Origin of the sequence: Pseudomonas sp. Irchel 3E13 (assembly GCF_900187455.1) — a bacterium.
Lineage (GTDB): Bacteria > Pseudomonadota > Gammaproteobacteria > Pseudomonadales > Pseudomonadaceae > Aquipseudomonas.
This window is the reverse complement of sequence record NZ_FYDX01000003.1, coordinates 88,343-103,076: the sequence shown is the minus strand read 5'-3', so window position 1 is coordinate 103,076 and position 14,734 is coordinate 88,343. Positions and strand designations below refer to the sequence as shown.

Annotated in this window: 13 protein-coding genes; 4 read left to right on the top strand and 9 right to left on the bottom strand. The window is 65.9% G+C overall.

Annotation, left to right across the window (positions count from 1 at the left end):
* Positions 1-50 precede the first annotated feature (50 nt).
* Positions 51-956, bottom strand: coding sequence for a LysR family transcriptional regulator (locus CKW37_RS05295; protein ID WP_095154536.1), 906 nt, complete (start codon positions 954-956; stop codon positions 51-53).
* 151 nt (positions 957-1,107) lie between these two features.
* On the opposite strand from CKW37_RS05295, the gene CKW37_RS05290 reads away from it, so the two are divergent.
* Complete coding sequence (locus tag CKW37_RS05290; RefSeq protein ID WP_095154534.1) at positions 1,108-1,557, top strand: universal stress protein; 450 nt, start codon at positions 1,108-1,110, stop codon at positions 1,555-1,557.
* A 108-nt stretch (positions 1,558-1,665) separates the two neighbouring features.
* On the opposite strand, the gene CKW37_RS05285 is transcribed toward CKW37_RS05290, so the two are convergent.
* From CKW37_RS05285 to CKW37_RS05270, 4 genes are read right to left on the bottom strand one after another with little or no spacing between them, the layout of a single operon-like run.
* Positions 1,666-2,517 (bottom strand): HlyD family secretion protein, encoded by an 852-nt coding sequence (locus tag CKW37_RS05285; protein WP_095154532.1) that lies wholly within the window; start codon positions 2,515-2,517, stop codon positions 1,666-1,668.
* Positions 2,518-2,527: 10 nt separating this feature from the next.
* Positions 2,528-2,728, bottom strand: coding sequence for a DUF1656 domain-containing protein (locus tag CKW37_RS05280; RefSeq protein ID WP_095154530.1), 201 nt, complete (start codon positions 2,726-2,728; stop codon positions 2,528-2,530).
* Entirely contained in the window at positions 2,718-4,904 is a 2,187-nt protein-coding gene (locus tag CKW37_RS05275; RefSeq protein WP_095154528.1) for an FUSC family protein, read from the bottom strand. The genes CKW37_RS05280 and CKW37_RS05275 overlap by 11 nt, the downstream gene beginning before the upstream one ends.
* On the bottom strand, positions 4,901-6,427 hold the full coding sequence (locus CKW37_RS05270; protein ID WP_095154526.1) for an efflux transporter outer membrane subunit: 1,527 nt from the start codon (positions 6,425-6,427) through the stop codon (positions 4,901-4,903). Before CKW37_RS05270 ends, CKW37_RS05275 begins: the two co-directional genes overlap by 4 nt.
* Before the next feature lie 181 nt (positions 6,428-6,608).
* Here CKW37_RS05270 and CKW37_RS05265 point away from each other — a divergent pair, with 181 nt between their 5' ends.
* Together CKW37_RS05265 and CKW37_RS05260 are read left to right on the top strand one after the other, a co-directional pair.
* Positions 6,609-7,556, top strand: a complete 948-nt coding sequence (locus CKW37_RS05265) for a LysR family transcriptional regulator (protein WP_095154524.1) — start codon at positions 6,609-6,611, stop codon at positions 7,554-7,556.
* 73 nt (positions 7,557-7,629) lie between these two features.
* On the top strand, positions 7,630-8,601 hold the full coding sequence (locus tag CKW37_RS05260; RefSeq protein WP_095154522.1) for a D-glycerate dehydrogenase: 972 nt from the start codon (positions 7,630-7,632) through the stop codon (positions 8,599-8,601).
* An 85-nt stretch (positions 8,602-8,686) separates the two neighbouring features.
* On the opposite strand, the gene CKW37_RS05255 is transcribed toward CKW37_RS05260, so the two are convergent.
* Entirely contained in the window at positions 8,687-9,589 is a 903-nt protein-coding gene (locus CKW37_RS05255; RefSeq protein WP_095154520.1) for a DMT family transporter, read from the bottom strand.
* A 133-nt stretch (positions 9,590-9,722) separates the two neighbouring features.
* Here CKW37_RS05255 and CKW37_RS05250 point away from each other — a divergent pair, with 133 nt between their 5' ends.
* Positions 9,723-10,601: a helix-turn-helix domain-containing protein gene (locus tag CKW37_RS05250; protein WP_095154518.1), complete on the top strand. Its 879-nt coding sequence runs from the start codon at positions 9,723-9,725 to the stop codon at positions 10,599-10,601.
* 66 nt (positions 10,602-10,667) lie between these two features.
* On the opposite strand, the gene CKW37_RS05245 is transcribed toward CKW37_RS05250, so the two are convergent.
* The 3 genes from CKW37_RS05245 to CKW37_RS05235 form a co-directional block, all read right to left on the bottom strand.
* Entirely contained in the window at positions 10,668-13,016 is a 2,349-nt protein-coding gene (locus CKW37_RS05245; RefSeq protein ID WP_256587695.1) for a TonB-dependent receptor, read from the bottom strand.
* A gap of 164 nt (positions 13,017-13,180) precedes the next feature.
* Positions 13,181-14,167 carry a FecR domain-containing protein gene (locus CKW37_RS05240; protein WP_095154516.1) on the bottom strand — a complete coding sequence of 329 codons (987 nt, stop codon included), beginning with the start codon at positions 14,165-14,167 and terminating at the stop codon, positions 13,181-13,183.
* A complete protein-coding gene (locus CKW37_RS05235) occupies positions 14,164-14,730 on the bottom strand; it encodes an RNA polymerase sigma factor (RefSeq protein WP_095154514.1) in 567 nt (188 codons plus the stop codon). Before CKW37_RS05235 ends, CKW37_RS05240 begins: the two co-directional genes overlap by 4 nt.
* Positions 14,731-14,734 lie beyond the last annotated feature (4 nt).

The following is a 14,734-nucleotide window of genomic DNA, read 5'->3' as shown; positions in this document are numbered from 1 at the left end:
GAAAACTGACTTCTCGGCAGTTTACAGTTGCACCAAACGCAATCGACGGTTCAAGGGTCGACGCTGCAGCAGGTTTTCAGGGTCTGGCGCAGCCAGCGGTGCGCCGGATCGTTGTGGAAACGCGGGTGCCAGGCCTGCATCACCGTGACCCGTTCCATCGGCAGCGGAATCTCGAACGAGCGCAGCGGCAGGCCGAGCCGGGCGACGCTGTTGAGGATATTGGCCGGCATCGGCAGGATCAGGTCCGACGCCGGCAGCGAGAACATCGCCGAATGGAAACTCGGCGTGATCAACGCCACCCGCCGCTGCACCTTGAAGTTGGCCAGCTCGACATCGATCGGCCCGTTGGCCCGCCCGCGCCGCGACACGCTGATTTGTGGATAAGCCGCAAAGCTCTCCGGCGTGATCTCACTGTCGAAGATCGGGTGATCGCGGCGCACCAGGCCGACATAGACGGTATGGAACAGACTCTGCACCTTGATCTCCGGGCCGAGGTCGATGGTCGAACTGATGATCAGGTCGGTGCGCCCGTCGCGCAGCACCGTGTCGTCATCGCCGCCGGTTTCCGGGACGAAGCGCAGCACCGTGCGCGGCGCCTGCTCGTGCATCTTGCGCAGCAACTGCGCGCCATAGAGCGCGATGAACAGGTCGTTGGTGCGGATATTGAAGGCTCGGTCGAGGTTCGGCAGGTCCACCTCGTCGCCGCCACGGAACACCTGCCCGGCCTGCTCCACCAGCACCCGCACCTGCTCCTGCAACGCCAGCGCCCGCGGCGTCGGCACCAGGCCGCGACCGGCGCGGACCAGGATCGGATCACCGAGCGCTTCGCGAATCCGGCTCAGGGTCCGGCTCATGGCCGCCGGACTCAGGTTCATGCGCTGGGCCGCGCCGACCACACTGCCCTCGTCGAGCAAGGCATCGAGGGCGACAAGCAGGTTCATGTCCGGGAGTTGCATGGCCGGGCTCCGTGGGTGACGTGATGGAAACGCGATCTTAGCAGCTCTGCGGATTGCGCCAGGCGCAATGATCCAGTGCACGCCGGGCCATTTATCCGGGCGCCGAAACAGGTCGAAAATGCCCCGTCTCCACCCCTGCCAAGGAACCCGCATGCCCAGCCCGGTACTGATCGCCATCGACGCCTCCCCCGCCTGCGCCAGCCTGCTCGACCTCGCCCGCCGCTACTGCCGACCGGAACAGCATCACCTGCAAGTACTGCTGGCGATCGACGCCACCTTCGCCGTGCACGACCAACCCGCCGCCTACACCCGCGGCGAAGAAGAGGAATACCCCGCCGCCTGCGACGAACAACACTTGGCTGAGCGAGCGGTGAAAGACGCCGTGGCGGCCTTGCGCGACAGCGGATTTTCTTGCGATGGCCGTGTGATTGCCGCCGAGCCGGTGGAGGCGATCGTCGACCAGGCGAAGGCACTGGAGTGCGAGCTGATCATCATGGGCCACCGGCATCTGTCGCGGCTTGGGAGGTTGCTGGACCCGTCGGTGAGCGGGAAGGTGATTGATCGGGTGGGGTGTCCGGTGTTGGTTGGGGTGGCGGGGTAAGCGGGCTGTCGATGGATCTTCAGCGCTCTTGAGATCGGGCGCCGCCGGCGCGGCGCATCGCCGGCAAGCCGGCTCCCACAGGTTTCATCAGTGCCCTCAGGCCCTCGATCAGGGCTTCACCACCACCGTACACGTCGTCCCCGCCGCCAACAAAAAGCCCTCCGGCACTTCATCGATATGAATCCGCACCGGCACCCGCTGCGCCAGGCGCACCCAGTTGAAGGTCGGGTTGACGTCGGCGATCAGTTCGCGGCTCTCGGGGTTGTCGCGGTCGTAGATGCCGCGGGAGATGCTCTCCACATGGCCCTTGAGCACTTCGCCGCTCATCATCTGCAACTCGGCTTCGGCGCCCACTTTCACATGGGGCAGTTTGGTTTCTTCGAAGAAGCCGTAGACCCAGAACGAGTTGCTGTCGACCACCGCCATTTTCGCTTCGCCGGTGCGGGCGTAGTCGCCGCGGTGGACGTTGAGGTTGGTGACGTAGCCGTCGACGGTGGCGAGGATGGTAGTGCGCTTGAGGTCCAGTTGCGCAGCCGCCAGTTGCGCCTGGGCCTGTTGGTAGTCGGCCTGGGCGGCGTTGGCGATGTTGCTGGCGTCGTCGCGGTTTTCCCTGGAGATCACCAGGTTGTCCATGTCGGCGCGGCGGCTGGCGTTGACCTTGCGCATGTCCCAGGTGGCCTTGCGCGAGGCCACCAGCGCCTCGGCCTGGCGCACCGCAACTTCGTAGTGCTCGGGGTCGATCCGCAGCAGCACATCGCCCTTTTTCACCCACTGGTTGTCCTTCACCGGTACGTCCACCACGTAGCCGGGCACGTCGGCGGCGACGTTGATGATGTCGGCGCGCACCCGGCCGTCGCGGGTCCAGGGCGTGGTCATGTAGCTCACCCAGAGTTGCCGGCCGATCGCCACGGCGGCAACCAGCACGAGCAAGGTGGCGATCAGGCTGAAAAACTTCTTCATCGACGGACTCTCAACGGTAAACGGTCAGCGCCATGGCGCCGAACAGGCAGATGAACAGGCACAGGCGCAGCAGCGACGGGTGCCAGAAAAAACGGTAGCCATCGACGCTCGCGATGAAGCGGTCCAGCCCCCAGGCCAGGCCGGCGGCGAACAGGAACATCAGGGTCACAGTCGGCATGTAAAGGCCATGGAAGGCGATTTCACGGAGCATGGGGCAGTCCTTGCGACGGGCCGAGTTCGGCCAGCGGCGATTGGGGGTCGAGCAGGGAGGTTCGGATGAAGTGCAGGTAGCTTTGCACCCGGCGCAGCGCGGAAGTATCGAAGTGGCGGGCGAAGGGTTCGTCGGTGGCCTGCACGCGGCTGATGGCGTGATCCACGGCGATCAGCGCACGCTCGTGGTTGCTCGCCGTCGGTTGCAGGAACAGGCGCGCCAGCGCCCGGCCCATGACCCGGATCGCCTGGCGCCATGGCTGCGATTCGGCGTAGCTCGGATGCACCGGCAGGATCGCCTGCTCCTTGCGCAGTTCGATGATGGCGTGGCCGACTTCCAGCACCACGAACATCCAGCGCAGCAAGCGGCTCTGCACCAGCGGCTGGCCCACCGCCAGGCCATAGGCCTGGTGCAGCAGGTCGCGGGTGCGGCTTTCGAAACCGGAACCAAGCCCGCGCAGGCGCCCGGTGATGGCGAACAGCACTTGTTCGCGCAGGTCCTGCTCCAGGCGGCTCCACAGCCAGCGGCTGTTGGGCGGCAGGATGATCGCGCCCGCCGCCGCGCAGACCAGCATGCCGATGATCATGCCGATGTAGTCGTTGATGTAGGTGTAGGGGTTGTACACCGTCAGGTTGTTCGGCACCGAGCCGATGGCGAAGAACACCAGCAGGCCGATGCCGTAGCCCGCGTAGGCCGGGCGCGAGGCGAGGAAGGCGCCGAGCACGAAGACCGGCGCCAACACCATGCACAGCAGCGGGAAACCGTCGATCCAGGGAAACACGAAGAAGGTTTCGAAGAAGCCGACGAAGGCGCCGAACAGCGTGCCGCACGCCATCTGGAACGACATGCGCTTGGGGTTTGGCGACGCCGCCGAGAGGCCCACGGTGACGGTCGCGATCAGGGTCATCATGCCGCCGCTGGGCCAGTTGCTGAGCAGCCAATAGCTGCCGAGCAGCAACAGCACCGCCGCCGCGCGCACCCCGGCGGCGGCCGACACCAGCCAGTTGGTCTGCGCCACATAGGGCTCGTCCCACTGCTCGCGTTCGTGGTTGTGCGCGGCCAGCGAAGCGTGGGTCTCGGCGTAGCTGTGCATGTCGTCGACGAAGCGATAAAGCAGCTCGTAGGCGGTGTGGAAATCCAGCAGTTCGGTTTCGCTCGGCCCGGTTTCTTCGAAGGCCGCGCGCAAGCTGCGCACCTGGGCCGGCAGGCCTTCCTTGTACGCGGCCAGTTCGAGGGTCAGGCGCAGGGCGTCGGCATCGGTCAGGGCGCGGCCGACATAGGGGTCGAGCAGCTCGGCGAGGGTCTTCAGGCCCGGTTCGATGGCGCTGACGATCTGCAACGGTCCACGCAGACGCAGGCGTTCGAGCAACTGGTGCAGGGCGTTGTAGCGCGTGGTGATGGCCATGAACTCGCTGTTCATGCGCACCAGCCGGCCACTGCGCCGGCGCATGTGCGGGTCTTCGAAGGTGGTCACGCTGCGCAGGCTTTCCAGGCCAACCGCTTCGGCGATAAAACGCACGTTGCTGCTTTCCAGGCGATCACGCTGGCTGTCGCCACGCAGCCCTTCCACCACCACGCCGGCGAACACGCCGAAGCGCTGATACAAGGCGTTGCGCATCGCGGCACTGGCCGATTGCGGCAGGATCGCGGCGCTGACCAGGGTCGAGATGAAGATCCCCAGGCCGATTTCCAGTACCCGCCAGACCGCCGCCATGAAGGCTTGCTGCGGCTGGTCGAGGATCGGCAAGCCGATCATCGCCGCGGTGTAGCCGGCCAGGACGAAGCCGTAGGCGCGGAAGGTGCGGTAGCGCATCGCGCCCGCCGAGCAGAGGCCGACCCACAGCGCCAGGCTGGGCAGAAACAGCTCGGTGTTCTGCGGAAAGATCGCGATCAGCGCCACCATCATCGCCGAGCCGGCGAGGGTGCCGAGCACCCGGTAGAAGCTCTTGGCGAACACGTGCCCGCTCTGCGGCTGCATGACGATGAACACGGTGATCATCGCCGTGCGCGGCTGCGGCAGTTCCAGGCGCATCGCCAGCCAGAGGGTGGCGAACGCGGCGACCAGCACCTTGAAGATGTACACCCAGGTCACGCCGTCGGTGCGCGCCCAGTGGAAGAATCCGCGGCGCCACTCAAGCGAGGCCAGCCAACGGAACGGCAGGGTCAGGGCGTTCATTCTGCGTGGTCGGCTTTGTCGAAGATCGCCAGGGTGCGGGGTGTCGGGGGCGCGTCCTGTTTGCCGGGCTCGGGCACATCGGCGCCAGCGCCCAGGCCGCCGCCCAACGCCGTGACCAGCCCGGCATGGGCGCTCAGGCGCGCGGCCTGGACCTGCTGCTGGATCATCTGCTGTTTGAACAGCAGGGTCTGGGCGTTGAGCACGTTGAGGTAATCGGTCAGGCCGCGCTGGAAAGCGATCATGGCGATGTCGTAGGTCTTCTGCGCCGACGCCACGGATTCGGCGGCGAAGTGCGCCTGCTCCTTCATCGACTCGCGGCGAATGAGCTGGTCGGAAATGCCCCTGAGCGCTTCCACCACGGTCTGGTTGTAGCGCGCCACGGCGATGTCATAGCCGGCCGAGGCCACGCCGAGCTGCGAGCGCAGGCGACCGCCATCGAAGATCGGCAGGCTGATGGCCGGGCCGACGTTGTAGTTGAATTTGCGCCCGGTGAGGAATTCCAGCGGGCCGCCGCCGGTGGCCATAAAGCCGAGGCCGCCGATCAGGTCGACATTGGGAAAGAAACCGGCATGGGCAACGTCGATGCCACGGGCCTGGGCCGCGACCTGCCAACGGCTGGCGACCACGTCGGGACGCTGGCCAACCAGTTCCGCCGGCAGTGCCGACGGCAGTTTCAGCGGCGCGGCGAGGGACAGTTGCGGACGTTGCAATTGCGCGCCCTCCCCCGGTCCCTTGCCGGCCAGGGCCGCCAACTGGTTGCGGGCCAGGGCGATTTCTTCATTGAGGGCGTCGAGCTGGCGGTGGGTTTCCGGCAGCGGCGTCTGCGCCTGGCTGACTTCGAAATGCGTGCCGATGCCGCCGGCCAGGCGCCGCTCGGCCAGGGCCAGGATCTGTTCCTGCTGGGCCAGTTCGGCCTTGATCACATCGCGCTGGGCAAAGTGCAGGGAAAGCTGGATGTAGACCCGCACCACGTTGTTCTGCAGTTCGAGCTGGGCCTGACGGGCCTGGGCCACGCTCATGTGCGCCATGTCCACGGCCTGCTCGCTGGCATTGCGCTCGCGTCCCCAGAGGTCGAGGGCGTAGCTGAAACCGAGGGCGGCGTTGTTGTCCCAGGTGTTGGCGCCGGACAGCGCGCCCGGGCCGTAGAACTGGTCTTCCGGCCAGTTGTGGCGTTTCAGGCTGGCGTCGCCGTTGACCTGGAGTTTTTCCGCCGACTCGACCACGCCGGCCATGGCCTTGGCCTCGCGCACCCGCGCCGCGGCCATGGCGATGGTCGGGCTGCCGTTCATCGCCAGGGTGATCCAGCGGTCCAGTTGCGGATCGCCATAGGCGCGCCACCATTGCTGGTCGGGCCAATGGGCATCGCGCGCGGCTTCGGTGATCGCCGCGTCGGGGGTCAGGGTATTGGCTTGCAGCGTCTTGCTTTGCGGGGCAATGCCCCAGGTTCCGATACAGCCGCTCAAGGTCAAGCTAAAGGCACAGACACTGAGCGCATTCAGCGCTCTGATGATGCGACGCGGCACAGCGGCGAGTTCCCGACGTAGAGGTGGATGAGGCCGGGCAATTCTAGGGGGCCGCCGCAGTGGCGATAAGCGTGCTTTCCTGCGAATCTTTGTTACCGAATTGGCGATAATCCGGCTTTAGTCGGAAGACTGGTTTAGTTACTTCATGTCACAATTCTGTCGTCTTCTTTGAGAGCGCCCCATGGACACCCTGCAAAACATGCGTGCTTTCAGTTGCGTCGCGCAAGTCGGTAGCTTCACCGCCGCGGCCGTGCAACTGGATACAACCACCGCGAACGTCTCGCGGGCGGTTTCCAATCTTGAAGCGCACCTGCAAACCCGCCTGCTCAACCGCACCACCCGGCGCATCGCCTTGACCGAAGCCGGCAAGCGCTACCTGATGCGCTGCGAGCAGATCCTCACCTATGTCGAGGAAGCCGAGGCCGAGGCCAGCGACGCCCATGCCCGCCCCGCCGGGCAACTGAAAGTGCATTCGATGACCGGCGTCGGCCAGCATTTCGTCATCGACGCCATCGCCCGCTACCGCCAGACCCACCCGGACGTCACTTTCGACCTGACCATGGCCAACCGCGTGCCGGACCTGCTGGACGAGGGCTATGACGTGTCCATCGTGCTGGCCAGCGAACTGCCGGACTCCGGCTTCGTCTCGCAGCGCCTGGGCATCACCTACAGCATCGTCTGCGCCTCGCCTGATTACGTGGCCCAGCACGGCATCGCGCAGAAGCCGTCGGACCTGCTCAAGCACGCCTGCCTGCGCATGGTCAGCCCGGTGATTCCGCTGGAAAAATGGTTGTTCGACGGCCCGGAAGGCCAGGAAGTGGTGAACATCACCCAGGCGCCGTTCCAGGTGAACTCCGCCGACGCGATGAAAGCGGCGATCCGCAGCGGCATGGGCGTCGGCGTGCTGCCGATCTACTCGGCGATCGACGGCCTGCGCGACGGCAGCCTGGTGCGGGTGATGCCCGAGTACCGCCTGCAGGAGCTGAACCTGTACGCGATCTACCCGTCGCGGCAGTACCTCGATGCCAAGATCAAGACCTGGGTCGAGTACCTGCGCAACTCCCTGCCGGAAATCCTCGCCGCCCACGAGGCCGACCTGAAGACCCACGAGCTGCGCGTGGCGAACTGAAATCTTGCTGCACAGCGGCGGCGGGGAATGATAGCGTGCTACCCATTCTCCACCGCCCGCAGAGATTTCGCCGATGAAAAAGACCGTCCTTGCCTTCAGTCGCATTACCGCGCCGATGGTCGAACGCCTGCAGCAAGACTTCAACGTGATCGTTCCCAACCCGAAGCTGGGCGACATCGCCGCCCAGTTCAACGACGCCCTGCCCGAGGCCCACGGCCTGATCGGCGTGGGCCGCAAGCTGGGCCGCGCGCAACTGGAAAACGCCGCGAAGCTTGAGGTGGTGTCCAGCGTATCGGTGGGCTACGACAACTACGACCTGGCCTACTTCAACGAACGCGGCCTGGCCCTGACCAACACCCCGGACGTGCTGACCGAAAGCACCGCCGACCTCGGTTTCGCCCTGATCATGAGCGCCGCCCGGCGCACCGCCGAACTGGACGCCTGGACCAAGGCCGGCCAGTGGCAGGCCACCGTCGGCCCGGCGCAGTTCGGCAGCGACGTGTTCGGCAAGACCCTGGGCATCGTCGGCCTCGGCAACATCGGCGCGGCCATCGCCCGGCGCGGACGTTTCGGTTTCAACATGCCGGTGATCTACGCCGGCAACAGCCGCAAGGAAGCGCTGGAGCAGGAACTGGGTGCGCGCCATGTGAGTCTTGAGCAGTTGCTGGCCGAGGCGGATTTCGTCTGCTTGGTGGTTCCGCTCAGTGCGCAGACCAAACACCTGATCGGCGCCGAGCAACTGCGGCAGATGAAGCGCAGCGCGTTCCTGATCAACATTTCCCGCGGGCCGGTGGTGGATGAGGCCGCGTTGGTGGAAGCGTTGCAGAACGGCGTCATTCGCGGCGCGGGGCTGGATGTGTATGAGAAAGAGCCGCTGACCGAATCGCCGCTGTTCGCGTTGAGCAATGCGGTGACCTTGCCCCATGTCGGTTCGGCAACCGCCGAGACCCGCGAAGCCATGGCTAACCGCGCCATCGACAACCTGCGGGCGGCGCTGCTGGGCGAGCGGCCGCGGGACCTGGTGAATCCGCAGGTCTGGAAGTAAACGCTCATCGCGAGCAAGCTCGCTCCTACAGAAGAATGGACCGCGATCCCTTCCCCTGTAGGAGCGAGCTTGCTCGCGAAGCGCCTTACCTCAACACAGCCCCACCCACAGCAACCTTCGGCTTGGGTTTGCGAAACACCAACACATTCCCCACCATCACCAACACCAGCCCCATCAACGCCGGCGCCGTCCACTGATACCCCTCCACCACCGCCGACACATTCAGCGCCACCAACGGGAACAGCACGGTGCAATACGCCGCCCGCTCCGGCCCCATGCGCCCGACCAGCGTCAGGTACGCGGTAAAGCCGATCACCGACCCCGGAATCACCAGGTACAGCAGCGACCCGACATACTGCGCGCTCCAGTCCATGGCAAACGGAATCCCGCTGACCAGGCAGTACGTCGCCAGCATCCCCGCGCCATAGGCCATGCCCCAGGCATTGGTGGTCATCGGCCGCAGCCCGGCTTTCTGCTGCACGCTGGAAAGCATGTTCCCCGCGGAGAAACACAGCGTGCCGGCCAGCGCCAGGCCCAAGCCCATCAGGGTTTCATGGCTGGCGGCCTGCCCGGACAATTCCGGCCAGAACAGCAGCCCCAGCCCGCTCAGGCCGAGCGCCCCGCCCAGCAGCACGTTGGTGGCGATCTTCTGGCCGAAGAACAACCGCGCATTCAGCGCGTTCCACAGGGTGGCGGTGGAAAACACCACGGCGATCAAGCCGGTGGTCACCCACTGGCTGGCGGTGAGGAAACACATGAAGTTGACGCAGAACAGGCACAGCCCCTGCGCCACGCACACCAGGTGCCCGCGGCGGTTCATCGGTTGCAGCTTGCGCGTCAGCAACAGCACGACGAACAGCACCAGCGCCGCCAGGGCGAAGCGATAAACGATGGAAACCGGAATGGCGACCACGCCCAGTTGCAGTTTCAGGGCGATCCAGGTGGTGCCCCAGATGAGCACGGTGAGCAGATACAGCGACAGGTTCATGGCAAGCCTCCCAAGGTTGCCACCAGTGTCCCGCGCCGTTCGGCCCGGCCGCTTGCACAAACTTGCGCTTTTGTCGGGTCGGCCGCTGTCAGACCAACCTCACAAGCGTAGGATGGCGTCGGAGGTAGCCACCATGACCGCGCTCGATCAGTTACAGGTTTTCAAATCCATGCACGCGTCCCCCCACGCGCGCCTGGAACACAGCGCGCAGCTCGGCGACGGCCTGGCCGCGGCCCTGTGGAGCAACCGCCATGACGCCCGCGACTACGAGGCGCCGAGCCACCACACGCTGTCGTGCTATATCGCCGACGGCACCGGCACCTTCCGCCGCGAACGACCGGGCACCAAAGGCGCGCCGGACAAGCTGTGCATCATGCCCGCCGGCTGCGTCTCGAACTGGGTGGTCAACGGCAATATCCGCCTGGCCCACCTGTACATCAGCGAAGAACAGTTCGCCCTCGGCTGCGTGACCCTGCTCGACCGCGAACCGCGCGAACTGCAACTGCGCGAGGCGGACTTCATCGAAGACCCGGAGCAGGCGCGGCGCTTTCACCAACTGATCACCCTGAACTGGGAAGAACCCGGCGAACGTCTGCTGACCAGCAGCCTGGCCCACGAGATTCTCAGCCACGCGATTCTCAGCGAGGTCGGGTTGCGTGAAGGACTCAAGCGCAAGGGCGGGCTGGCCGCGCACCAGCGTCGGCAACTGGTGGATTACATCGATAGCCACCTGGAACAGTCCATTGGCCTGAGCGAACTGGCGGCGCTGTGCAACCTGTCCGAATACCATTTTGCGCGGATGTTCCGCGAGAGCTTCGGCCTGCCGCCGCACCAGTACCTGCTGGCCCGGCGCCTGGCCAAGGCACGGCAGTTGCTGGCTTGCGGGGATCTGCCACTGGTTGAAGTGGCGCTGGCGTGCGGGTTTGCCAGTGCCAGCCATTTCAGCAACCGGTTCCGGCAAGCGGTGGGGGCGACGCCGGGGGCTTACCGGTTGGCGTTGCGGTTGAGCTGATGGCCTCATCGCTGGCTTGTCGGCACGCCGAACCGCAGCGATAGGGCCATCAAATTCACCGAAGGATCAGAACTCCAGCGTGCTCGACACACTCACCTGCCGCGCATCCCCCACCGCCACAAAGTATCGGTTCACCGCCGAGCTGTAGTAGGTCTTGTCGAACAGGTTCTTCACGTTCAACTGAAAGCGCACTTTGTGCTCGTCCAGCTTGGTCTCGTAGCTGGCGAACGCGTCCGCCACGGTGTAGGACGGCAGGTCGAAGTCATTCACCGGGTTGCCCGCCCGCTCACCCACATACCGCGCGCCCGCGCCCAGCCGCAGGCGGTCGCCGCCAAACACGCTGCCGACGTCATACACCGCCGACAACGAGCCGCTGTGCTTCGCCACGTTCTGCAGGCGGTTGCCCTTGAAGTCCGGGTCCTTGGTCACTTCGGCATCGGTGAAGGCGTAGCTGCCGATCAGGCTCCAGCGCTCGCTCAACTGGCCGCTGACATCCACTTCCAGCCCACGGGAACGCACTTCGCCGGCGTTGCTGTAGACGGTGTCGCCGGTAGTGGCATCGAAGTTGGAAACCAGCACGTTCTGCTTGGTGATGTCGAACAGCGCGACGGTGGCGCTGAGCGAGTCCGGCAGGTCGAGCTTGGCGCCCAGTTCCCAGGACTTGCCCTCCTCCGGCGCGATCGCCGAGTCCAGCACCAGGCCGCCGGTCAGCGGAGCGATGCTGGCGTTGGGTTTGAACGATTCGCTGTAGCTGCCATAGAACGACAGGGTGTCGTCGACGCGATAGACCACGCCGGCATGCGGCGTCCAGGCCTGATCGCTGTTGTTGGTGTTGGCCTTGAACGGGCGCCCGCGACCGGCGAGCTGGTCGTAGGTCTGCCAGCGCGCGCCCGCCACCAGGATCCAGTGCTCGTCCAGGTGCAGGGAGTCCTGGAAGAAGATCGAGTCGTTGCGCAGTTTGTCGGTCTGCGCGCTGTCGCTGGCCCTGACGGTGGAGCCTTCGACTTCGCGGCCATACACCGGGTTGAGGTAGCTGAAGGTGCTGCGGCTGGTCTGGCGGATCAGGTCGGAGCGGTAGATCTTGCGGTACTCGCTGTCGACGCCGAACAGCAGGTCGTTCTGCAAGCCGGCGATCTGCACCTTGCCGTCGAAACTGAGGGTGGCGAAGCGGTCGGTGCTCAGTGAGCCGCGGGTGCCGTCGATGCTGCGGGTCAGGGTGCCGGCGACCGGGTTCACCGCCGTGACGCGGACCTGGCTGGCATCGTAGGTTTCGCGGTTGAAGCTGTAGCCGACGTGGGCTTTCCAGTCATCGGAAAACTGGTGGTCGATTTCCAGCCGGTACAGGTCCGAGCGGCCTTCCATGTCGTTGAACGGTTCGTCCAGGCGACGCTCGCGAGGAATGTTCAGCGCGCGGTTGGTGCGCGGGTCGATCGCGGTGCCGCGGTCGAACGGGTAGAGGAATTCGCGGTGCTCGTAGGCCAGTTGCACCTGGGTGTTTTCGCCGTACCAGGCCAGCGACGGCGCCACCAGCGATTCGCGGTGGACGCCGTAATTGCGCCAGTAATCTTCGTCTTCGTGGTCCAGCACCATCCGGTACGCCAGCCCGCTGTCGCCCAGCGCGCCGGTGCTGTCGAGGCCGCCGCCGCTGCCGTTCTTGCCTTCGCCGTAGGTCGAGCCGCGCAGGTTGATGGCGTTGTAGCGTTGCAGTTGCGGGCGCTTGCTGACCACGTTGATCACCCCGCCCGGATCCTGGATGCCGTACAGCAGCGAGGCCGGGCCCTTGAGCACTTCGACCCGCTCGGTGGTGGCATTGAGGCTGCGCCCCTGCACGATGGGCATGCCGTCGCGCATGATCGAACCATCGCGGTTGTCGCCGAAGCCGCGCTTCATCACGGTGTCGGAGGTGCCGCCGAAGTTGTTGCCCTGGGTGATGCCGCTGACGTTGTAGAGCGCGTCGTCGAGGTTGCGCGGGGTCTGGTCCTTGAGCACCTGCTCCGGCACGACGTTGATGGCATGGGGAATTTCCATGCTCGAGGCCGAGCCGCGCATGATCGAGCTGGTCTCCGGCTGGCGATAGCTGCCGACGCCGTCACGCTGCGAGGACACGGTGGTGGCGTCCAGGTTCAGGGCGCCAGCATCGCGGGCCAGCGGTTCGAGGGTCAAGGTGCGGGCGTTGATCCGGCGGTAACCGTAGCCCGAATTCGCCAGCAGGCGTTGCAGGGCCTGCTCGGCGCTGAGCCGGCCATTGAGGGCCGGCGCTTGCAGGTTCGGCAGATCGACGGTGTAGACCACGCTCAGCCCGGTCACCCGGCTGAAATCGCTGAGGGCCTGAGGCAAGGGCTTGCCCGGCTGGTCGAACGCGTAGACCTGCTCGACCTGCTCGGCGGCGAACGCCGGAACCGCGCAGGCGACCATCAACCCCGCCGCCACACCGATAGAAATGCTGTGAACCACCGCCGATCTTGCCTTCATGCCGATGAACCTGTGAGAGAAGCCTTCATATATGCGAATCAATCGCACTTCCACTCACTACACGGACGCCGTCGCGGGATACCTCACCTGAATCTGAAAATATTTTTTCAGCGCAGCAACGTGACCCGCCCGAGCAGGGTGTGACGCTGGAATCCGGCCACCGCGCCGAGGGCATCGAGGGCCGCCAGCGGGTCATTGCTGGGGAAGCTGCCGCTGACCTTGCGCGCCGCCAGTTCATCGCCGAGCAGGACGATGCGCCCCGGGTAATAACGGGCGAGGTCGTCCACCACCCGGCTCAACGGCGCCTGGTAATAATTCAGCCAGCCCTGGCGCCAGGCCAGACGGCTTTCGCTGTCGACGCCGCGGACAGTGCCGGCGCTGCCATCGCGATAATCCACCTGCTGGCCGGCGCCGAGCACCTGCTGCGGCTGACCTTCGGCGGCAGTGACGCCGACCCGGCCGGAGAGCACCGTGACCTCCGCGCCCGCCTGCTGCCGACGCACTTCGAAGCGCGTGCCCAGCACCTCGGTGCGGCCGCCCTCGGCCTCGACGATAAACGGCTCGCCGGTGTGGCTGACCTGGAAGAACACCGCGCCGCGGTGCAGTTCGATACGGCGCTGGCCGTGGCTGAAATCGACGCTGATGGCAGTGTCGGCATCCAGCACGAGCTGCGAGTTGTCGGCCAGGGTCACCTCACGGAGTTGGCCGACCTCGGCCACGTAGTCCGCGCCGAGGTCGCGCAGCCAGTCGCCGGGATGCCAGCCGGCGCCGACGCTGACCATCAGCACCACCGCCGCCGCCACGGCCAGGCCGCCGACGCGCCGACCGCGACGCGACCAGGATGCCGCGGCCGGTTGATCCATGGCCCGCAGGTACGCCTGCAACGCGGCGTCTTCTTCCCGCGCCAGCCGCTCGGCCGGTTCCGCGCTGCGCTGCCACAGCACCAGGGCCTCGCGATACGCCCGCGCATGCGCCGGATCGGCCAGCAACCAGCGCTTGAAGGCCGCGCCTTCGGCCAGCGCCGGCTGCCCGTTGATGCGGGTCAGCCAGTCGAGGGCCATCTGCTGCTGTTGGGGCGTGGCTGAAGCATTCATCGCGGCGCGGTTCCAGGCTTGCGGGGCAGCTCGGGTTCTGCGGCGACACTCGCCTTGCAGGCCTCGAGGGCCCGCATCATATGTTTTTCCACCGCGCTTTGGGACACCTGCATGACCTTGGCGATCTCGCCATAAGTGCGCCCGTGGATGCGGTTGAGCAAGAAGATGTGCCGGGTGCGCTCGGGCAATTCGCGCAGCGCCGCTTCGATCCGGCGCAGGTCGCTGTCGGCTTCGAGCGCGGCCTGGGGCTCGCTTTCCAGCGCTTGTTGAATCGGCTCGGGCAGGTTGTCGTTGATCCGCTCGCGGGCGCCTTCACTGCGCAGGTGGTCGATGGCGATATTGCCGGCGCAGCGCATCAGGTAGCTGTCCAGCGACTCGACCTCGACCTGGGGCCGACGCCAGAAGCGCAGGAACAGCTCCTGCACCAGATCGGCCGCCGTCGCCCGGCAACCGACCCGCCGACTGACCAGGCTTTCCATGCGCGCACGCTGGGCCAGGAACACCTGGAGAAAGCGGGCACGGGCCGGGGCGTCGGCGGGCGGCGGGTCGAGGGGTTCGCTCATCGGC